This is a genomic window from Mesorhizobium sp. LHD-90, assembly GCF_030929505.1.
Taxonomy (GTDB): Bacteria; Pseudomonadota; Alphaproteobacteria; order Rhizobiales; family Rhizobiaceae; genus Kumtagia.
Genome location: NZ_JAVFVV010000001.1, coordinates 407,851 through 429,299, shown reverse-complemented (window position 1 = coordinate 429,299; position 21,449 = coordinate 407,851). Strand labels below are relative to the sequence as shown.

General features: G+C 64.5%; 13 protein-coding genes and 1 tRNA gene. 6 read left to right on the top strand and 8 right to left on the bottom strand.

All coding sequences use genetic code 11. The annotated features are described in order from the left end of the window. Positions 1-64: 64 nt before the first annotated feature. Positions 65-901 carry a pyrroline-5-carboxylate reductase dimerization domain-containing protein gene (locus tag RB623_RS02025; RefSeq protein ID WP_308055067.1) on the bottom strand — a complete coding sequence of 279 codons (837 nt, stop codon included), beginning with the start codon at positions 899-901 and terminating at the stop codon, positions 65-67. Positions 902-940: 39 nt separating this feature from the next. After that, on the bottom strand, positions 941-2,914 hold the full coding sequence (locus RB623_RS02020) for an FAD-dependent oxidoreductase (protein WP_308055107.1): 1,974 nt from the start codon (positions 2,912-2,914) through the stop codon (positions 941-943). 216 nt (positions 2,915-3,130) lie between these two features. Between RB623_RS02020 and RB623_RS02015 the strand changes: the two genes are divergently transcribed. The 5 genes from RB623_RS02015 (at position 3,131) to RB623_RS01995 (ending at position 10,205) form a co-directional block, all read left to right on the top strand. After that, positions 3,131-4,027: a LysR substrate-binding domain-containing protein gene (locus RB623_RS02015; protein WP_308055066.1), complete on the top strand. Its 897-nt coding sequence runs from the start codon at positions 3,131-3,133 to the stop codon at positions 4,025-4,027. An 84-nt stretch (positions 4,028-4,111) separates the two neighbouring features. Beyond that, positions 4,112-5,668 carry a trimethylamine methyltransferase family protein gene (locus tag RB623_RS02010; RefSeq protein ID WP_308055065.1) on the top strand — a complete coding sequence of 519 codons (1,557 nt, stop codon included), beginning with the start codon at positions 4,112-4,114 and terminating at the stop codon, positions 5,666-5,668. 62 nt (positions 5,669-5,730) lie between these two features. After that, complete coding sequence (locus RB623_RS02005; RefSeq protein ID WP_308055064.1) at positions 5,731-7,785, top strand: NADH:flavin oxidoreductase; 2,055 nt, start codon at positions 5,731-5,733, stop codon at positions 7,783-7,785. Positions 7,786-7,802: 17 nt separating this feature from the next. Continuing rightward, a complete protein-coding gene (locus tag RB623_RS02000) occupies positions 7,803-9,449 on the top strand; it encodes an ABC transporter substrate-binding protein (RefSeq protein WP_308055063.1) in 1,647 nt (548 codons plus the stop codon). A gap of 66 nt (positions 9,450-9,515) precedes the next feature. Next, entirely contained in the window at positions 9,516-10,205 is a 690-nt protein-coding gene (locus tag RB623_RS01995; RefSeq protein WP_308055062.1) for a B12-binding domain-containing protein, read from the top strand. Between the two features lie 106 nt (positions 10,206-10,311). Here the strand turns inward: RB623_RS01995 and clpB are convergent, their stop codons facing one another. The 6 genes from clpB to RB623_RS01965 all read right to left on the bottom strand — a co-directional run bounded on the left by clpB (position 10,312) and on the right by RB623_RS01965 (position 20,266). Then, positions 10,312-12,918 carry an ATP-dependent chaperone ClpB gene (gene clpB / locus RB623_RS01990; protein ID WP_308055061.1) on the bottom strand — a complete coding sequence of 869 codons (2,607 nt, stop codon included), beginning with the start codon at positions 12,916-12,918 and terminating at the stop codon, positions 10,312-10,314. 476 nt (positions 12,919-13,394) lie between these two features. Further along, positions 13,395-14,249: a DUF4167 domain-containing protein gene (locus RB623_RS01985; protein ID WP_308055060.1), complete on the bottom strand. Its 855-nt coding sequence runs from the start codon at positions 14,247-14,249 to the stop codon at positions 13,395-13,397. Positions 14,250-14,551: 302 nt separating this feature from the next. Further along, positions 14,552-15,445, bottom strand: a complete 894-nt coding sequence (gene prmC / locus RB623_RS01980) for a peptide chain release factor N(5)-glutamine methyltransferase (protein WP_308055059.1) — start codon at positions 15,443-15,445, stop codon at positions 14,552-14,554. Then, positions 15,438-16,517: a peptide chain release factor 1 gene (gene prfA, locus RB623_RS01975; RefSeq protein ID WP_308055058.1), complete on the bottom strand. Its 1,080-nt coding sequence runs from the start codon at positions 16,515-16,517 to the stop codon at positions 15,438-15,440. Before prfA ends, prmC begins: the two co-directional genes overlap by 8 nt. A gap of 127 nt (positions 16,518-16,644) precedes the next feature. Next, a complete protein-coding gene (gene ptsP / locus RB623_RS01970; RefSeq protein WP_308055057.1) occupies positions 16,645-18,915 on the bottom strand; it encodes a phosphoenolpyruvate--protein phosphotransferase in 2,271 nt (756 codons plus the stop codon). Positions 18,916-18,991: 76 nt separating this feature from the next. Then, a complete protein-coding gene (locus RB623_RS01965) occupies positions 18,992-20,266 on the bottom strand; it encodes an aspartate kinase (protein ID WP_308055056.1) in 1,275 nt (424 codons plus the stop codon). Between the two features lie 266 nt (positions 20,267-20,532). On the opposite strand from RB623_RS01965, the gene RB623_RS01960 reads away from it, so the two are divergent. Next, a tRNA-Arg gene (locus RB623_RS01960) sits at positions 20,533-20,609 on the top strand. Positions 20,610-21,449: the final 840 nt, after the last annotated feature.

Below are 21,449 nucleotides of genomic sequence, written 5' to 3'. Positions count from 1 at the left end.
GGACCGCCCACGACCGGAAGCACTACGCCATAGATGTTGATGTGTTCGATCCGCATGACGCTCCTCAGGAACTGCGACGACCGGTCTCGCCCGTTTCGCCGACCTCCGATGAAGACAGGCCCAATGCCTGCGACCTCTCAAAGGCTCGCTGAAGTCCCCAGGCGACGGCGCTGTCGAAACCCCGGTCGCGCATTGCCTCGATGGCCGCCGCGGTCGTGCCGCGATACTCGAGAAAGACGTCGACGACCTGATCCGGCGTTTGCCGGCGGGGTTCAAGGAGCCTGCCGGCGCCTGTAAGGACCGTCAGCGCAGCCTTTTCGGCAATTGTGCGTGACAAGCCGAATGAGACGGCATGGTCGACCATGGCCGACGCCAGCAACGCCGGGAACGCGGGTCCGGAGCCGGCAAGTCCGGTCAGGTAGTCCAGGTCCCGCTCGCTGGCCACTTCGTCCTGCGCTCCGCATGCCTCGAAGACGGCGCGAACGATCGACCGATCGTCTTCGGTCGTTTCTGCGGTCGCGATCCATGGGGTATAGGACAGGCCCACTTCCGCCGCGGCATTCGGTATCGTTCGCACCGCACGCCGCGTGCCATGGCGGTCGCAGATCGCGGCGAGCGGAATGCCCGCCATCACCGAGATCGTCAGCTTTCCGGCGGCATCCAGGTTCAGCACCGGCCAGTCTTGCGGACGGACCGAGAGGATGATCACGTCGCAACGATCGGCAAGCGCCTGGCTGTCCGGGGTCCAGAATGCTCCAGGAAACCGCTCCGGCTTCTTGCGCCTGTAGGACAGCGAAAGATTGCGCTCCTCGACGATGCCGGCGTTCAGCATCGCTTCCACGATGGCACTGCCTAGCCATCCGCCGCCGCCCACCACTCCGACGCGAATTGCGCTGCCCATTCCACCTTCTCCCCCGATTAGCCTGGCCGTGCAGGCGTCTCACAATCCGAGTGCTGCCTTGCGTCCATCGTGGAAGGCAAAGGCTGCCTGGCGCGAGGCCGTGCAGTCGCCGATGGCGGTGAAGGCGATACCGCGTTCGGTCAGCCGCATGGACAACGTGTCGTCGGCGACACTGGTCGCCGCATAGACGAGCGCGTCGGCGTCGAGTTCCTGCTCCCGCCCGCTCAGCAACGAAGCGATCCGGGCGGTCTTGCCGTCCCAGTGCACGATCGCGCTTTCGGTTACGAAGCGGACGCCGAGCGCGGCAAGGGCGCGGCGCAGGGGCAGGTCGACCGCCATCCGCTGCAATTCCTTGCCCACCATCGCATCGGGCGTAACGATCGTCACGTCATGGCCGTCTTCCGCCAATTTCCAGGCGGTGCCGCAGCCTTTCCAGTTGCCGCCATCGTCCAGCACGATCACACTTTTCCCCGGCCGTGCCTCGCGGGCCATGACGGCCTCGGCCGACAAAGCCTTCCCGCCGCCCGGAATGTCGTCGAACTGCGGGAGGGCGCGCTGGAAGGCGCCGTCAGAAGGAAGCGCGCCGGTGGCGATCACGACGCGATCGGGGCTTTCCCGCTCGACATCCTCCGCCTCCATGTACTGCCCGAAGCGGACCTCGACCTGCAACTGGTTGAGCTGGCGTTCGTACCAGTCGATCAGATCGAGTATCTGGGCGCGGCGCGGCTGCATGCCCGCCAGGCGGAACTGTCCGCCCAGCCGATCCGAAGCTTCAGCCAGGGTCACGCGATGGCCACGCTCAGCCGCCACGCGGGCCGCCTCCAGCCCCGCCGGTCCGCCTCCGACGACGAGAACGCTCTTCGGGCGCGCCGACGGCGTGAAGCGATCGCCACCCCATTCCCACTCCCGCCCGGCGGAAGGGTTGATCACGCAACTGATCCAGTAGTCACGCGAACGGCGGCCCCAGCACATCTGGTTGCACGACAGGCAACCCCGGATGTCCTGCGGCCTGCCCTCCGCGGACTTGGCGGCGAGATGCGGATCGGCGATCTGGCCGCGCACGATGGAGACGAGGTCGGCGCGTCCCTCGCTCAGCACTGTTTCGGCATTCTCAGGGGTGCGGATGTGGCTCTCCGCGGTCACCAGCGCGTGGCGCACCGTCGACTTGAGGACGGCTGCGAGATCGGCGCCGAGCTTCTCGGGATAAAGAAAAGTCGGCATGATCCTGTAGAAATCGAAATAGCTGCCCGATCCGCAGGTGACGTAGTCCATCATTGCATCGCGGTCGTGCAGGTCGACGATCTCGGCCAGCGCTTCGCGCTTGAGCGCGACTTCCACCTCCGGTTCGTCATTTATCGCAAGGCCGATGATGAAATCATCGCCGCAGGCCTTGCGGATGCGGGTCATGACCTCGCGGCTCATGCGGGTCCTGTTTTCAAGGCTTCCGCCCCAACGGTCGTCTCGCCTGTTGGACCAAGGTGTCCAGAACTGGTCGAGCATGGAGTGGTAGGCCGCCCACACCTCGACCCCGTCGAAGCCGGCCTCATGACAGCGGCGCGCCGCCTGCACGAACCCGTCGATCGTCTCCTCGATCTCCGCTTCGGTCATCCGGTGCGAGCCATCGGAATCGTGATAGCTCGGCAGGCCGGACGGCGACCACCCGGCATGGAACGAATTGTCGGCGTCCGCGTGCTGGCCAACATGGTAGAGCTGCTGGATCGCCACCGCGCCGTTGCCGCGGATCGCCTCCGTCACCTTGCGAAAATGGGGCACGACACGGTCGTCGGCGGGACGAAAGTTGCCCCGGGTCAGCACCGCCGCCGGGTGAACCGGCATGGGCTCGACCACGATCATGCCGGCGCCGCCGATCGCACGCTCCGCGTAGTAGCCGACGTGCCGCTCGGTCGGCAGGCCGTCGACCGCCATGTTGGCGGTATGTGCGCCGAACACGATCCTGTTGCGGAGCGTCTTGCCCCGCAACGCGGCCGGGGTGAAAAGTCGTTTGAAGACCATTTCGGACACTGCCCCTCCCTCAGACGCTCAAAGCCGAGCGTGTCGTGGCGCTTGCGGCGCATCCATCGTCATGCAGACGGCGATTGCACATCGACAGGCAACTGGGGCTAATAGTCAACGTGAACGAAATTCGTCGGCGATTGAGCCCTGGACAACCGACGCCGCAAGACGAGTCGGCGCGCAGGATCAACCGGCAAATGGGATGATGGCAGCGGGATGGTGCGCAGATATTACAGCCTTCCTTCGTTGAGCGCCCTCGCAGCGTTCGAGGCGGCGGCACGATATCTGAGCCTGACCAAGGCAGCCGAGGAACTGAATGTCACGCCCGGCGCCATTTCGAAGCAAGTTCGAATTCTGGAAGAGGAACTCGGCAGCCCGCTGTTCGTGCGCCGGCACCGGGCGCTCGAAATGACACGCGAGGGCGAGACGATGGCCGCGGCGCTGCGCGAAGGATTCGAGCGAATCTCGTCCACTTTCCTGCAAGTGAAGGCCGCCGGCGGCCAGCCGAACGTCACCATCGGCTGCACGATGGCCATGGCTCATCTCTGGCTCATGCCCCGGATGAACGCTTTCTGGAGCAGCCACCAGGACATCGTTGTCGATCACGTGATCTCCGATCAGCCACACGGCCTCAACCGTCCCGACATCGATCTCAGACTACGTTATGGCAGTGGGGACTGGCCGGACGAGTTGTCGGCGAAACTTTACGACGACCGCATATTTCCCGTGGCGAGCCCCGAGTTCGCGCGCCTGAATCCGGTGGCAACGGTCGAGGATATCTCGAAGCTCCAACTGCTTTCCGTCGAGGGAATAGAGTGGGATTGGACCACCTGGGCGGATTTTTTCCGGGAGCTGGGCTCGCCAAACCTGCGTCTGAATGTGCGACGCTTCAACAGCCACGTCATTGCTCTGCAGGCTGCCCGTACAGGCCAAGGGGTGGTGTTGGGGTGGGCAAGCCTCGTGACGCCCTTGATCGAGGCCGGCGACCTGGTGCAGATCGCCGGCGTGGCGATACCCGCCCCGCACTCATACTTCGTGACCTGGAGCGCTCGCCGGCCGCTCAGTCGCCAGGCAACCATCCTGAGGGACTGGCTCCTGTCCCTTGATCGTTGAGCTGAATTCAAGCGAAGTGGGCCGCTTATTCGCTTGAATCCGTGAGCGTGAGCGGTTCTCCTAGCGGCAAGGGAGTGCCCAGGAATGAATTCAACGAACGCCGTACAGATATCCGAGGAACCTTCTCACCGTCGCGGCGGCGGTCGCGTCGGCCGCAGAGCGATGCGAAGCGCGCCCGTCGCGTCGTTCCCGGCGCTGGTCCGCAACATTCCCGTCTATGAGATCGTGCCGGACGAGGCCGTCGAGCTGATCCACCAGGAATCGTTGGCCATCCTCGAGGAGGTCGGCTGCGAGTTTCGCGACGACGAAGCCATCGCATTGTGGAGGAAGGCCGGCGCGGATGTCACCGACACGCGGGTGCGCCTGGACCGTCATCTGCTCATGGATCTCGTTTCAAAGATCCCTTCCGAGTTCACCCTCAATGCGCGCAACCCGCAGCGTTCGGTGAAGGTTGGCGGCAAGAACTCCATCTTCGTCCCGATGTATGGCGCGCCTTACGTCCGCGACCTCGACAACAACCGCCGCTATGGCACGCTCGAGGATCTCCAGAATTTCCACAAGCTCGCCTATATGGCGCCGGCCCTGCATTCCTCGAGCTCGATCATCTGCGAGCCGATGGAGATCGCGGTGCCCAAGCGGCATCTGCACATCATCCATTCCGCGCTGAAGCACTCCGACAAGCCGTTCATGGGCATCGTCACGTCGAAGGATCGGGCAGAAGATACGATGGAGATGGCCGGCATCGTCTTCGGTGCCGACTATGTCAGAGACAATCCCGTCCTGGTTTCCATCACCAACTGCAACTCACCGCTGGTGTGGGACGCCACCATGCTGGACGCGATGAAGGTCTATGCGCGGCACAACCAGCCCCTGATCCTGGCGCCCTTCGCGCTGTGCGGCGCTTCCACCTCCGCCTCCGCTGTCGGCGCCGTCGCGCAGGTCAACGCCGAGGCGCTCGCAGGACTGGCCTTTACCCAGCTTATCCGCCCAGGCTCTCCCCAGATCTACGGCCAGTTCATGGTCACGGTCGACATGAAGACGGGCGCCCCCATGGGTGGCACGCCGGAGGCGGCCCAGATGATGTACCTGATGGGCGCGCTGGCGCGGAAGTACCGGCTGCCGTGGCGCACCTCCGGCTTCCATGTCGGGTCGAAGCTCAACGATGCGCAGGCCGGCTATGAGGCGAACATGCTGATGCATGCCGCGATCCTTGCGGGCGCCAACTACATCTGGCATTCGGCCGGTTGGCTCGAAGCCGGGCTCACCTGCGGCTACTCCAAGTTCGCCACCGACTGCGAACAGCTCGTCGGCTGGTACAAATATGCCGGCGGCCTTTCCTTCGACGATTTCAAGGACGCGATGGCGGCCATCCGCGAAGTCGGCCCGCAAGGCCACTTCCTCGGCACGCAGCACACCCTCGATCATTTCGAGAAGGCCTTTTTCATGCCGACGCTGATGGATTTCAATTCATTCGAACAGTGGTCGGCGGAAGGCGCCAAGGACCACGACACACGCGGCCGCGAGAAGGCGCGCAACATGTTGAAGGACTACGAGGAGCCTAAGCTCGACGAGGGTGTCGCGGAAGGGCTGCGCGATTTCATGGCGCGACGCGAGCAACGCCTGCCGGATACAGTCAACTGACCGGCAGTTCACCCAATGGTCAGCGCATCCGACATGTCCAGAACGGCTCCCACGGTGCAGCGATGAACGCTCCGCTCACGAGGGACCCCATCCTCCAGCCCTACCAGCTCAAACATCTGCGGCTGAAGAACCGGATCATGTCGACGAGCCATGAACCGGCCTATTCCGAGGACGGCATGCCGAAGGAGCGCTATCGGCTCTATCATGCCGAAAAGGCGAAAGGCGGCATGGCGCTGACCATGACGGCTGGCTCGGCCATCGTGTCCCGCGACAGCCCCGCCGCCTTCGGCAACCTGCATGCTTACCGCGACGAGATCGTGCCGTGGCTGAGCGAACTGGCCGACGCCTGCCACGAGCATGATTGCAAGGTGATGATCCAGATAACCCATCTGGGTCGGCGGACGGGCTGGAACAAGGCCGACTGGCTGCCGGTGCTGGCGCCGTCGCCGGTGCGCGAGCCAGCCCACCGCGCCTTTCCGAAGGCCATGGAGGAGTGGGACATCGATCGCATCGTTGCCGACTACGCCACCGCCGCCCAGCGTATGCAGGCGGCCGGTCTGGACGGCATCGAGTTCGAATCCTACGGCCATCTGATGGACGGGTTCTGGTCGCCGCTGACCAATCACCGTGACGACGAATACAACGGCTCCCTCGACAACAGGCTGCGCTTCACCTTCCGTGTCATAGATGCGGTGCGCGCGGCGGTGGGGCCGGACTTCATCGTCGGCATCCGTATGGTGGCCGACGAGGTTCTGGACAAAGGCCTGACCAAAGCCGATGGCATCGAGATCGCCCGCCGGCTGGCGTCGTCGGGCAAATTCGACTTCCTCAACATCATACGCGGCACGATCGAGACGGACGCCTCGCTGACCAAGGTCATCCCGATCACCGGGATGCGGTCGTCCCCGTCGCTGGATTTCGCCGGCGAGGTACGGCAAGCGACGAAGTTTCCGGTGTTCCACGCGGCGCGCATCGCCGACGTCGCCACGGCGCGCCACGCCATCGCGGAAGGCAAGCTCGACATGGTCGGCATGACGCGCCCGCACATCGCCGACCCGCATATCGTGCGCAAGGTCATGGCCGGCGAGGAGCACCGCATACGCCCCTGCGTCGGCGCGACCTACTGCCTGGACCGCATATACGAGGGCGGCGAGGCCCTTTGCATCCACAACGCGGCGACCGGGCGCGAGGCTTCCATGCCTCATGTCATCACGCGGACCGACGGGCCTCTCAAGAAGGTGGTGGTCGTCGGCGCCGGCCCAGCCGGGCTCGAGGCCGCACGCGTGACGGCCGAGCGCGGTCATTCGGTCACCGTGCTGGAAGCCTCTGGCCACGCCGGCGGACAGATCCGCCTTGCAGTCCAGAATCCGCGCCGGAAGGAACTGATCGGCATCGTCGACTGGCGCGTATCCGAACTGGAACGGCTCGGGGTCGACATGCGCTACGATGTGTGGGCAGAGGAAGGTGATGTCTTGCCCCTGGGACCCGACGTGATCGTCATCGCCACCGGCGGTCTGCCGCAGGCTCCGTCGCTTGAAACGGGGCAGGACCTCGTCGTATCGAGCTGGGACATCCTCTCCGGTGCCGTCAGGCCGGGTGAACGCGTGTTGTTGTACGACGACAATGGCGGGCACCAGGGCATGGGCGCAGCCGAGGCAATCGCCAACGCCGGAGCCCAGCTCGAACTGGTCTCGCCGGAGCGCTTCTTCGCACCCGAAATGGGCGGCATGAATCATGTGCCCTACATGAAGACGTTCCACGAGAAGAACGTGCAGATCACGATCAACACGCGGGTCACAGCGGTTCGCCGCGAAGGCAATGCGTTGGTCGCGACCTTGTCTTCCGATTTCGCGGAAGGCTGGCGTGACGAGCGCCGTGTCGACCAGGTGGTGGTCGAGCATGGAACCGCGCCGCTCGACGACCTCTATTTCGCGCTGAAGCCCAACTCCAGGAATCTTGGAGCGGTGGACTACGAGGCGTTGGTCAGGGGCGACGATCCTTTCCCGGAACGCCGGCCCGACGCCGCCTTCACCATGTTCCGCATCGGCGATGCCGTCGCCGCGCGCAACATCCACGCCGCGATCTACGACGGGCTTCGCTACACGCTCACCATCTAGATCAAAGGGAGGAAGACATGGGACTGTTCAAGAGCAATGGTGATCGCGTTCCGGCGGCGATCGAGAAGTTTGCCGAGGAAACCCGCGCCGGTCGCATGGATCGACGCGAGTTTCTCGCGATGGCCAGCGCGATGGGTGCATCGGCGGCGCTGGCCTATGGAATGATCGGGCTCGCGGCGCCCACTCCCGCCCTCGCGCAGGAGGGCACCAAGGGCGGCACGCTGCGCGTCGCCATGGCCGTGAAGGGTCAGAAGGATCCGCGCGTTTACGACTGGGTGGAACTCGCCAACATCAGCCGCTGCTGGCTTGAGCCGCTGGTCACTTATACGCGGCAGTTCACCTTCGAGCCTGTCCTTCTGGAAAGCTGGGAGGTCAGCGACGACGCTACGGAATACACGCTTCATGTACGCAAGGGTGTCGCCTGGACCAATGGCGACGAACTCAACGCCGACGACATCGTCCACAACCTCAACCGCTGGTGCGAGAAGGGCGTGTCGGGCAACTCGATGGCCGCACGCGTAGGCGCGCTCATCGACGAGGCGACCGGCAAGGCCAAGGAAGGTGCGATCACCAAGGTCGACGATCACACCGTCCAGTTGAAGCTCAACGCGCCAGATATCTCGCTGATCGCGAACTTCACCGATTATCCGGCGCTCGTCCTCCATCGCAGCTATTCCGGTGACGATCCGATCACGAACCCGATCGGAACCGGCGCCTTCGAACTCGTATCCTACGATGTCGGCTCGAAGGCCGTGGTGAAGCGGCGCGAGAACGGCAAATGGTGGGGCGGCGAGGCGCTGCTCGATTCCATTGAGTTCATCGACTACGGCACGGATTTCTCGGCGACAGTGAATGCCTTCGAATCCGCGGAGATCGATGTCAACTTCGAAACTCCCGCTGATTTCATCGACATCCTGGACAAGATCGGCCTGACCAAATCGGAGGTGGCCACCGCCACGACGCTGGTGGCGCGCACCAACGTCACCCACAAGCCCTACGACGACAAGCGTGTGCGCAACGCGCTGCAGATGGCCGTCGACAACAAGGTGGTGCTCGACCTCGGCTACAACGGACGCGGCGACGTTGGCGAGAACCACCATGTCAGCCCCATCCACCCCGAATACTATCCGCTGCCGAAAAAGACCCGGGATGCGGCCGGCGCCAAGAAGCTCATGGAGGAAGCCGGGCAGGCGGACTTCGAGCACGAACTCATAACCATCGAGGACGACTGGCAAAAGAATACGGGGGATGCGATCGCCGCGCAGCTTCGCGACGCGGGTATCAAGGTCAAGCGGACTGTGTTGCCTGGTTCGACCTTCTGGAACGACTGGACAAAATATCCCTACTCGATGACGATCTGGTACATGCGGCCGCTCGGCGTGCAGATCCTGGCGCTCGGATATCGCACCGGAGAGGCCTGGAACGAAAGCGCCTATTCCGATCCGAACTTCGACGCGAAGCTGAAGGACGCGCTATCCATCAGCGACCCGGAGAAGCGGCGCGAAGTCATGAAGGACCTAGAGACGATCCTTCAGGACTCGGGCGTGATCATTCAGCCTTTCTGGCAGAAGCTCTACAGCCATACCGCAGCGAATGTGAGGAACTACGGCGTTCACCAGACCTTCCAGATGGACCTGCAGAAGGTCTGGCTGGAACAAGCATAAGACAACGTCACGCGGACCGGCGGCTATGGCGCCGGTCCGCTACCTGCTTTGAGGAGAATGTGCCCGGTGGCCGACGACGAGATCATCCTGTCCGAGCTTTCCGACGACGAACTCGTGCAGCAGATGCACGACGATCTTTATGACGGCCTCAAGGAAGAGATCGAGGAAGGCACGAACATCCTGCTCGAGCGCGGCTGGGTGCCCTACAAGGTGCTGACCGAGGCGCTGGTCGAAGGCATGCGCATCGTCGGCGAGGATTTTCGCGACGGCATCCTGTTCGTTCCCGAAGTGCTTTTGTCGGCCAACGCCATGAAGGCCGGGATGCACATCCTGCGTCCGCTGCTCGCCGCCACCGGCGCGCCGAAGCAGGGCAAGCTGGTCATCGGCACGGTCAAGGGCGACATCCACGACATCGGCAAGAACCTCGTCGGCATGATGATGGAGGGCGCCGGCTTCGACGTCATCGACCTCGGCATCAACAATGCCGTCGAAAAATATCTCGCCGCCATCGAGGAACACCAGCCCGACATTCTGGGCATGTCCGCCCTGCTGACGACGACCATGCCCTACATGAAGGTCGTCATCGACACGCTGAAGGAAAAGGGCATCCGCGACGACTATGTCGTGCTGGTCGGCGGCGCCCCGCTCAACGAGGAGTTCGGCAAGGCCGTCGGCGCCGACGCCTATTGCCGCGACGCGGCGGTTGCCGTCGAAACCGCCAAGGACTTCATGAAGCGCAAGCACAACGTCCGATAGCGAGCTACCGCGATCGATGCCAAACGACGCGGCAGGCCAATCATAAAACCGGCGGTCGCCGGGCGATTACCCTCCCCGCGAACGGGGAGGGTGGCCGGCGCTCCGGTCATGCAGCTTCGGCCTCAGCGGCCACCGACGGACGCGGGCGGAAATTCAGCCGGTCCGAGCCCGCCGTGATCTTCACGGTCGAGTTGTCGCGCACGTCGCCGAGCAGGATGCGCTCGGCGAGCGGGTCCTGCAGGTCCTTCTGGATCACCCGCTTCAGCGGGCGCGCACCATAGGCGGGGTCGTAGCCCTTGGCGGCCAGCCATTCGATCGCATCCTGGTCGATGTCGAGCCTGATCTTGCGGTCGGCCAGCAGCTTCTCCAGCCGCTTCAACTGGATCTCGACGATCCGGCCCATATCCTGGCGACGCAGGCGATGGAACAGGATGATCTCGTCGATCCGGTTCAGGAACTCCGGCCGGAAGGACGCCCGCACGACGTTCATCACGTCGTCGCGAACCAGGTCGACATCCTGATCCTCGGTGAGGTTCACCAGATATTCTGAGCCCAGGTTCGAGGTCATGACGATCAGCGTGTTGCGGAAGTCGACCGTGCGGCCCTGGCCATCGGTCAGCCGGCCGTCGTCGAGCACCTGGAGCAAGACGTTGAAGACGTCGGGATGCGCCTTCTCGACCTCGTCGAACAGCACGACCTGATAGGGCCGCCGCCGCACGGCTTCGGTCAGCGCGCCGCCTTCCTCGTAGCCGACATAGCCGGGAGGCGCGCCGATCAGCCGGGCCACCGAGTGCTTTTCCATGAACTCCGACATGTCGATACGCACCATCGCGGTCTCGTCGTCGAACAGGAAGTCGGCGAGCGCCTTGGTGAGCTCGGTCTTGCCGACGCCCGTCGGGCCGAGGAACATGAACGAGCCGATCGGCCGGTTCGGATCCTGGAGCCCGGCGCGCGCCCTTCGCACGGCCTTGGAAACCGCCTGCACCGCCTCGCCCTGGCCGACGACGCGCGTGCCGATCTCGTCTTCCATGCGCAGCAGCTTGTCGCGCTCGCCTTCCAGCATCTTGTCGACCGGAATGCCGGTCCAGCGCGACACGATGTGGGCGACATGGTCCGGCGTCACGGTTTCTTCGACCATGCCGGCCTTGCCGTCCTGGGCTTCGGCTTCGTTCAGCCTTTTCTCGACCTCGGGAATCTTGCCGTAGGCGAGTTCGCCGGCACGGGCGAAATCGCCCTTGCGCTGCGCGATGGCGAGTTCGTTGCGCATGTCGTCGAGCTGCTTTTTCAGGTCGGCTGCGAGGCCGAGCTTCTGCTTCTCGGCCTGCCACTTGGCGGTGAGTTCGGTGGACTCCTCCTCGAGCGAGGCGAGATCGTTCTCGATGCGGGCCAGCCGGTCCTTCGACGCGTCGTCCTTTTCGAGCTTGAGGGCCTCGCGCTCGATCTTGAGCTGCATGATGCGGCGGTCGACCTCGTCCAGCGACTCGGGCTTGGAGTCGACCTGCATCCTGAGGCGCGCCGAGGCCTCATCCACCAGGTCGATTGCCTTGTCGGGCAGGAAGCGGTCGGTGATGTAGCGGTTCGACAGTGTCGCGGCCGACACGAGCGCGGAATCCGAGATGCGCACCTTGTGGTGCTGCTCGTATTTCTCCTTCAGCCCGCGCAGGATCGAGATGGTGTCCTCCACCGTCGGTTCCTCGATGAAGACCGGCTGGAAGCGGCGGGCAAGTGCTGCGTCCTTCTCGACATGTTTTCTGTATTCGTCGAGCGTGGTGGCGCCGACGCAGTGCAGTTCGCCGCGCGCCAGCGCCGGCTTCAAGAGGTTGGAGGCGTCCATCGCCCCGTCCGCCTTGCCGGCGCCGACCAGCGTGTGCATCTCGTCGATGAACAGGATGATCTGGCCGTCGGCCGAGGTGACCTCGTTGAGCACCGCCTTCAGCCGCTCCTCGAACTCGCCGCGATATTTCGCGCCTGCAATCAGCGCGCCCATGTCGAGCGCCATGAGCTGCTTGTCCTTGAGCGATTCGGGCACGTCGCCGTTGACGATGCGCAGCGCCAGCCCCTCAGCGATCGCCGTCTTGCCGACGCCGGGCTCGCCGATCAGCACCGGATTGTTCTTGGTACGCCGCGACAGCACCTGGATGGTGCGGCGGATCTCGTCGTCGCGGCCGATCACCGGATCGAGCTTACCGCTGCGTGCGTCGGCGGTGAGATCGCGCGCATACTTCTTCAGCGCGTCATAACCCTGCTCTGCGGAGGCCGAATCGGCGGTGCGTCCTTTTCGGATGTCGTTGATGGCGGCGTTCAGCGCCTGCGCGGTGACGCCGGCCTTGGCGAGGATGTCAGCGGTCTTGGCCGACTTCTCCATGACCAGCGCCTGCAGCAGCCGCTCGACGGTGACGAAAGAATCGCCGGCCTTCTTGGCCAGATCCTCGGCGGTGGAAAACACCTTGGCCAGCGGCTGCGCCATGTAGAGCTGGCCGTTGCCGCCCTCGACTTTCGGCAGCGCCTCGAGTGCCGCCTCGACGCCGAGTTTTGCGTCACGGGCACGGCCGCCGGCGCGTTCGATCAGCGACGCGGCCAGCCCTTCCTCGTCGTCGATCAGGACCTTGAGGATGTGCTCGGGCGTGAACTGCTGGTTGTTGCGGGAAAGTGCAAGCGTCTGTGCGGACTGGATGAAACCGCGCACGCGCTCGGAGTATTTTTCGACGTTCATATACTTGTCTCCTTTCCGTCCCGGCCCGCTTTGCGGCGCCGGTTTGGCGCTAGAGCGAGATCAGATGATTCCCGATCATTCTGCCGGAGCAGGTTTGGGCCAAGGTCGAGGGCTTCGTCGCGGGTCGGGCTGGTGGCCCGGACAAGACGAAGCCCGAAGGATTTGGCTCAAACCGGCACGGCCCTCCGGGTTTCGGTTTGGCGGGCGCCCACTTTGTCGGGCCGCTCGGCCGATGGAACCCCATCGACCTTCGCGACCCTCCGCGTGGATCGCCTCGCCAAACCAGAAACAGAATGACCGGGGATCATCTGATCTCGCTCTAAGATGACGAACCCCCTCGAAACCGAGGCCGGTTCAACTTGGGCGGATATGGGTATGTGCGGGTATTCCCTCAAGGCAGCTTTGAGCCGGATTGAAAAGAAAACGGCCGGACATTTCTGCCCGGCCGTTCGATGCGAACAATGGTGATTGGAAACTCAGCTCTCGACGGGAGCAGCGGCCTCGCCGGTGCCTTCCGGCGCGGCGATCAGTTCGCCCTGCGCCGATCCCTCGGCGTCTTGCGTGCGCTCGCCGCGGCGCGGCCGGCGGCCACGGCGCGGACGCGGCTGTTCCTCGGCGGCCGGGGCCTCGTCGGTCGCTGCAACGGCCGGCGCGGCCGGTTCCGGCGCCTGTTCCGGCTGCGGCGCTGGGGCCGGCGCCTCCTCGGCGTTTGCGTTCGCCGCATGGGCGGAGCCGCCATTCATGCCGTTGTGACGATTGTGCTGGTGCCGCCGGTCGCGATGGCGGCCGCCGCCGGTCGGCTGGCCGGCCGGCTCGCTGTTAAGCGCCACTTCCGCCGGCACACCCTCGATCACCGGCTGCGGGCCGGAGCCGTTCATCGGCTGGTGCTGCTGGGGCTGCTGCTGCTGTTGCGGCGCCTGCTGCTGCGCAGGTGCCTGCTGGTAGTTATCGGCGTTACCGTTCACGCCCCCGTCGAAGCCGAAGGACGCATCGTCGAGATCCTCGTCGAGGTCGTCGCGGACCGCCTGCGGCTGCTGCGACGCGAACTGCGCCTGCGCGGCGGCGATGATGCGATTGTAGTGTTCGGCGTGCTGGAGGTAGTTTTCCGCCATGACGCGGTCGCCGGAACTCTGGGCATCACGTGCCAGCGTAGCGTATTTTTCGGCGATCTGCTGGGCGGAACCGCGGATCTTCACGTCCGGCCCGTTGCTTTCGTAATTGCGCGTGAGGGGATTTGGGCCCCTGCGGTTGTTGTTATTATTGTTGTTATTGTTGTTGCCGCCGCCGCCATTGCGGCCGCGCATGCGCCTGTTCTGCTGTTGTGGCCTCATCAGACTCTCTTCGTTTAGAAAAAACTTTCACGAACGATGCGCCGTGCCGGCCATCCGGTTCGTAATCCTCCGACGGTGTTCGCCCGCATCGGTTGCGTCGGCGTCACATGCCATCCTGTTTCGGTCTCATGACACGACCCGGACGATCCCCGTACGAAGCATCAGCATCGTTTGCGCGATCAGGCAGCTAGCTACTTAGGGAACCGAATTGTTCAGAGCACTGCCTGCTTCGTCTCATCCGGTGGCCGGACCCTAACCGCATTCTTCCGGATTGCCAAGCGATATTTCCGGTGCCTTTTTCCTCAAATACCGGTCGCCCGTGAAGTTTTCGTGGCAAAAATCAGGACGCGGTCATTGCCTCCCAGATCTTTTGCCGACCCGGCCGGTACGAAACCGCTTTCAACGAACACGGCTGTCACCGACCGCTTCTGGTCGAAACCGATTTCAAGGCCAATTCGGCCATCCGCGTCGAGATGGTTCTTGGCTCGCCCGGCGATTCGGCGGTAGGCATCGAGCCCATCCTCGCCACCGTCCAGCGCTTTCAGCGGTTCATGATCACGAACCTCGCGCGCCAGGCCGGCGATGCTTTCCGTCGGTATATAGGGCGGGTTGGAGACGATTACATCCCATCGCCCCGAAACATTTTCGAACCAGTCCGACAGAAGCGGCGTGAAGCGGTCGGTCACCCCGATTCGCCGGGCGTTTTCGGTCGCCGCGGCCAACGCGTCGCGCGAGACGTCGACGCCGGTGGCCACCGCCGCCTCCACCTCGGACAGCAGCGCCAGCGCGATCGCGCCCGTGCCGGTACCCAGGTCGAGGATACGGCATGAGCCTTTCCGACCGGCGGTCTCGCGCACGAACGGAAGCATTGCGTCGACGAGCGTCTCGGTGTCCGGACGCGGCTCCAGCGTCGCCGGCGAGATCAACAGGTCGAGCCCGTAGAAGGCGCGAAAGCCGATGATGCGGTGGACCGGCTCGCCGGCCAGCCGCCGCTCGAACGCCGCCGTGACGCGTGCAGCGACCGCCGCTTCGACCGGCCGCCTCGGCGAGACGATCGCGTGTGCCCGCGTCGTGCCGGTGAAATGCTCGACCAGCAGCCGCGCATCCAGCGCCGGATCGTCGATACCGGCCGCGGAAAACATCTCGCGACCGACGCGGAGCAGGTCCTCCAGCGCCGTCGGGCGTTCGTCAGGCATCGCCGCCGACTTCGGCGAGCAGCTTCGACTGGTGGTCGGAAATCAGCGCCGAGACGATCTCGTCGAGTTCGCCCATCATGACGCGGTCGAGCTTGTAGAGCGTCAGGTTGATGCGGTGGTCGGTCACCCGCCCCTGCGGAAAATTGTAGGTACGGATGCGCTCGGAGCGGTCGCCCGACCCGACCTGCAGTTTTCGCGACTCCGACCGTTCCTCCGCCGCCCTGGTGCGCTCCATGTCGTAGAGGCGCGCACGCAGGATCTGCATTGCCTTGGCGCGGTTCTGGTGCTGCGATTTTTCCGCCTGCACCACCATGATGCCGGTGGGCAGATGGGTGATGCGGACCGCCGAGTCGGTGGTGTTGACATGCTGGCCGCCGGCGCCAGAGGCCCGCATCGTGTCGATGCGCACGTCCTCGGGACGGATTTCGATGTCTACCTCCTCGGCTTCCGGCAGAACGGCGACGGTCGCGGCGGAGGTGTGGATGCGCCCGCTGCCCTCGGTCTCCGGCACCCGCTGCACCCGGTGCACGCCCGATTCGAATTTGAAATGGGCGAAGACGCCGCGCCCGGAAACAGTGGCTATGATTTCCTTGAAGCCGCCGGCCTCGCCCTCGCTGGACGACTCGACCTCGACCCGCCAGCCCTTCGACGCCGCGTAGCGCTCATACATGCGAAACAGGTCGCCTGCGAACAGCGCCGCCTCGTCGCCGCCGGTGCCGGCGCGGATTTCCAGAATGGCATTCTTTTCGTCGGCCGCGTCCTTGGGCAGCAGCAGGATCTGAATGTCGTGCTGCAACGTCTCGACCCGCTCCTCCGCCGTCGGCAGATCGGCTTCGGCCAGTTCCCGCATCTCCGCGTCGGTCGCCTTGTCGTCCAGCATGGCATGCAGGTCGGCGACTTCCGCTTCCGCCGAACGCAGAGCCCGGACCTTGCCGACGATCTCCTGCAGTTCGGCATATTCGGACGCCATCTTCACATAGGCGTCAGGTTCCGGGCCGGCCGACATCTGCGCCTCGAGCATCTCGAAACGCTTGACGACCTGGTCCATGCGGTCACGGGGAAGAGAGATCATGATTGCGGTCGATGGTCCAGTCGGGGAGCCATTGCACTTAGTGTGTTTGGCCGTGCCGGCTCGGGAAACAGGACGGGGCAATAGCGAAGTTTGCGGAAAACCTCAACGCTCTGGCAGGCGGATGCGTTTACAGCGGTATCCCCCGGTCATCCGCGAAGGTATGCAGCAGCGCGCGCATCGGCAATCTGGCGCTCATGCCGGCGAGATTCTCGTTCATGAAGGTGGTGAGGTCGTCCACCGGCAGTTCGGCGAGCATGGCCTTGACCGGTCCGATCGCCGCCGGCGACATCGAGATCGCCCGGTAGCCGAGGCCGATCAGCGCCATCGCAGAGATCGGCTTGCCGGCGAGTTCGCCGCACAAGGTGACCGGCGTCTCGTTGCGTTTTCCCGCCTGCGCGATCTGCCGCAGTATGCGCAGGAACGGCACTGACAGCGCGTCGAAGCGGTCGGCAAGCTGGCTGTTTCCCCGGTCCGTCGCCATCACGAACTGGAACAGGTCGTTCGAGCCGACCGAGACGAAATCGACCGTCTGCATCAGTTCGTCGAGCTGGAACAGTAGCGAAGGCACCTCGAGCATGGCGCCGATCTTGAGGCTGTTCGGCAGATGGTGGCCGAAGCGCGACAGGTGCCGCACCTCGCGGTCGATGATCTCGCGCGCCTGCGCGATCTCGCCGAGCTCGGTGACCATCGGGAGCATTACGCGCAGCTCGCGCCCGCCGGCCGCGCGCAGCAGCGCCCTCACCTGGGTGCGCAGCAGTCCCGGCCGGTCCAGCGTGAGGCGCACCGCCCGCCAGCCTAGCGCCGGGTTCTCCTCCTGGCCGGCATCCTTGAAGTAAGGCAGCACCTTGTCGCCACCTATGTCGATGGTGCGGAAGGTGACCGGCTTGCCCTGCGCGGCGTCCAGCACGTCGCGGTAGAGCCGCTCCTGGGCCTCGGCGCGCGGGAAGGTGGAGGCCACCATGAATTGCAGTTCGGTGCGGAACAGCCCGATGCCGGCTGCGCCGGCGTCGGCAAGCTGCGGCAGGTCGACCGCAAGCCCGGCATTCATCATGAGGTCGACGCTCACACCGTCCCTGGACACCGACGGCTTCTTGCGCAACTCGCGATAGAGCTGCTGGCGCCGCGCCCGGAACCGCACCTTTTCCGCATAGGCGGACTCCACGTCGGATTGGGGGCGCAGATGGACCGCCCCTTCCTCGCCGTCGACGATGACGGCGTCGCCGTTCTCCGACATGGAGACGCCGCCCTTGACCTGGCCGACCACGGGGATCCCCATGGCGCGCGCCACGATCACCACATGGCTGGTGATGGCGCTGTCTTCCAGCACCAAGCCGCGCAGCTTTTCGCGCGGATAGTCGAGCAGTTCGGCCGCGCCCATGGAACGCGCCACGATAATGGAGTCCTTGGGCAGCGCCGCGGCGATGTCGTCGGGCGACCGCCCCATCAACTGGCGCAGCAGCCGGTTGGCGAGATCGTCGAAATCGCTCATCCGCTCGCGCATATAGGGGTCGGTCATGTGCACCATGCGCGCGCGCATGTCGGACTGCACCTTCTCGACCGCCGCCTCGGCGGTCAGGCCGTTACGGATCGCCTCCTCCAGCCGCCGCACCCAGCCGCGGTCGTTGGCGAACATGCGGTAGGCTTCGAGCACGTCGCGATGTTCGCCCTCGAAAGCGACCTCGCGCCGCGACAGCATGTCGTCGATCGACAGGCGCAGCGAGCCGAGCGCGGCGTCCAGCCGATCGACCTCCGCTTCCGAATCCTCGTTGAACAGGTTGGTGACGACGATGCGCGGCTCATGCAGCACGACATGGCCGAGACCGACGCCTTCGTTGAAGGCAAGGCCGGTCATCGATACCGGCCGGCTGAGGTCGAGCTCGATGCCGGGCCGCGACAGCCGTGCCAGGTCGCCGGCGGCAATCATCTCGGCGATCACCATGGCGGTGGTCTCGAGCGCCTCGACCTCGTCCTCGCGATAGGTCCGCATGGTGCGGTTCTGCACGACCAGCACGCCCAGCGTGCGGCCGGCGCGCAACACCGGCACACCGAGGAAGGAGTGGTAGATCTCCTCGCCCGTCTCCGGCAGGTAGGCGAAGGCCGGATGCTCCTGCGCGTTGGAAAGGTTGAGCGCACGCGCGCTGGCTGCGATCGTGCCGACGAGGCCCTGGCCGAGGCGCAGTTGCGCCAGATGCACCGAACCGGGATTCAGGCCCTCGGTGGCGTAGAGCTCGAGCACCGAGTCGGCGCGCAGCACATAGAGCGAGCAGACCTCCGCCACCATGTTGCGGGCGATGTCGCGGACGATATGGTCGAGCCGCTCCTGCGGCCCCAGGGGCTCGGCCATGAGCTCCCTGAGCCGTTTCAGCAATACGCGTGGTCCTACGACCGAATCACGCATCGGGGCTCCGTCTCCAAACGGCCTTGCGACCCTGCCACCCGGCAAGGCGCGAATCCCCGCCGGCTACTTTTCCAGTCTAATGCTTATCGAGGCCGTAGACCGAATGCAAAGTGCGAACCGCGAGTTCGGTGTAGGCGCCGTCGATCAAGATGGAAATCTTGATCTCGGAGGTGGTTATGGCGCGGATGTTGATGCCTTTTTCCGATAGCGCCTTGAAGGCGGTGGCGGCGACGCCGGCGTGGCTCCTCATGCCGATGCCGATGACGGAGACCTTCGACATGCCCTCGTCGTGCTGGATAACGTCGTAGCCGACCGAAGCCTTGCCCTTTTCGAGCACGTTGAGCGCCTTCATGACGTCGCCGGACGGCACGGTGAAGGTCATGTCGGTAAATTTTCCGTCCTCCGAAATGTTCTGGACGATCATGTCGACATTGATGTTGGCCTCGGCCAGCGGCCCGAAGATGCCGGCGGCGACGCCTGGGCGGTCTGCAACCCTGCGCAGCGAGATCTGGGCCTCGTCCTTGGCGTAGGCAATTCCGGTGACGACCTGCTGTTCCACGATTTCATCCTCGTCGCAAATAAGCGTTCCGGGTGGGTTTAGGAGGTCGCCCATGCCCGGCGCGTCGGGGTCGTCGAAGGACGACCGCACAAAAGTGCGCACCTTGTGCACCATGGCAAGCTCGACCGAGCGTACCTGCAGCACTTTCGACCCAAGCGAGGCCATTTCCAGCATTTCCTCGAAGGAGATGCGGTCGAGGCGGCGCGCCTTCGGCTCGATGCGCGGATCGGTGGTATAGACACCGTCCACGTCGGTATAGATGTCGCAGCGGTCGGCCTTCACCGCCGCGGCGATCGCCACCGCGGACGTGTCGGAGCCGCCGCGTCCCAGCGTCGAGACGCGGTTGTCCGGCGCGATGCCCTGGAAACCGGCGATCACCGCCACCTGCCCCTCGCCGAAACGCTTGATCAGGAAGGAGCCGTCGATGTCTGCGATGCGGGCGGCGCCGTGCGCATGATCGGTCCGGATCGGGATCTGCCAGCCTTGCCAGGAGCGGGCGTTGATGCCCATCGACTGCAGCGCGATGGCCAGCAGACCCGAGGTCACCTGCTCTCCGGAGGCGACGATGGCGTCGTACTCGCGGGCATCGAAGAAGGGGGTGTTGGCGCCGGTCGCCTTCGGCATGCCTTGCACCCAGCCGACGAGCTCGTTGGTCTTTCCCGACATGGCCGAGACCACGACGGCGACCTCATGGCCGGCGTCGACCTCGCGTTTGACGTGCCGCGCCACATTGTGGATGCGGGAGAGGTCGGCGACGGAGGTTCCGCCGAACTTCATCACGATACGCGCCATGGAAAGCGGATGCCCCGTTCGACTGTCCCGGGCTCGCGGAAGCCTTGGAATGCCTCGATTGAGGCGCCGGAAACGCCCGGCGCCGATGCGCGGCCTCATTAGCCAAAACACTCTGTTTCCGCAAGGCTCGCGACCATGCGGTCGAAATCGGGACGGACTGCATATCGGCGCCCGTTCCGTCACACCCCGTTCCGTCACATAATGAAACAGGACGCTCCGGAATCAGTTGGCGAAGCCACCGGAAGCCGCTATGTGTCGTTCCGGCTGGTCCCGTAGCTCAGTAGGATAGAGCGGCAGATTCCTAATCTGTAGGTCACAGGTTCGATTCCTGTCGGGATCACCACCCGGTCCCTGTACAGCCCGGCGTTCCAAGGCTCCTTCCGCCTCGCACCTCGTCGCTTGCGGGATCGCTCCCGCGATTTCCACCGGGAGCACGCTGGCATGAGGCCACGTCAGGCCAAAACCGCCGTTAACGAATTCTTAACCATGATTGCGGCGGGATGTGCGTATCGAATTGGCGCATGGCGGAGGCGCTCGACTTGGAATATGCGAGAGGTGGCCGGGCTCACTTCGAGGTCCAGTTGGCGAACTCAGGCAACATATCGCCAGTTGGGTGTGAGTCCGGCCACCTTTTCAACGCTCGACGGGATTTAAGAACCCCACCCGCCCTCTTTCCCGCCGAGCTGCATTCCCGATTTGGTACATCGGCGCCAAGATAGTCCTGGCGCTTTCAACCGCTGCAGGAACCATGCCAAGGCTGCGGGGTCGCGGTTCGACAGGCCCATGCTCCGACTGACTTGATTGACGCGGCCGGGCGCAACCGGCTTGCCCGGCAGCCAGCGCATCCATGTCGCACGAATGCATCCTGTGAGCCCTCGCCGAACGACAGGCGGTCACAGCCGGCTTTCACCGCATGCCTCGCAACCCCACAGCCCTCCCCTCCGATGTCCGATGTCCGATGGTGAGTGGGCGCTCGCGGCGCCCGTGTCTTTTGAGGTTGCCAGAAGGCGGCGGGCGGGCGCATTTCTGCCAGTTCGCGACCAGATAATTTCATGCCTAATCGATGGCGAAAATATTACTAGCTCACTGCAAATTTCATGATTATCCTGTTTCCGGGCTTTCACACGCGCCGCGACCCCGCAGGAGACCGCATGGGCAAACCGGCGCCGCGGCGGCAAGCGGA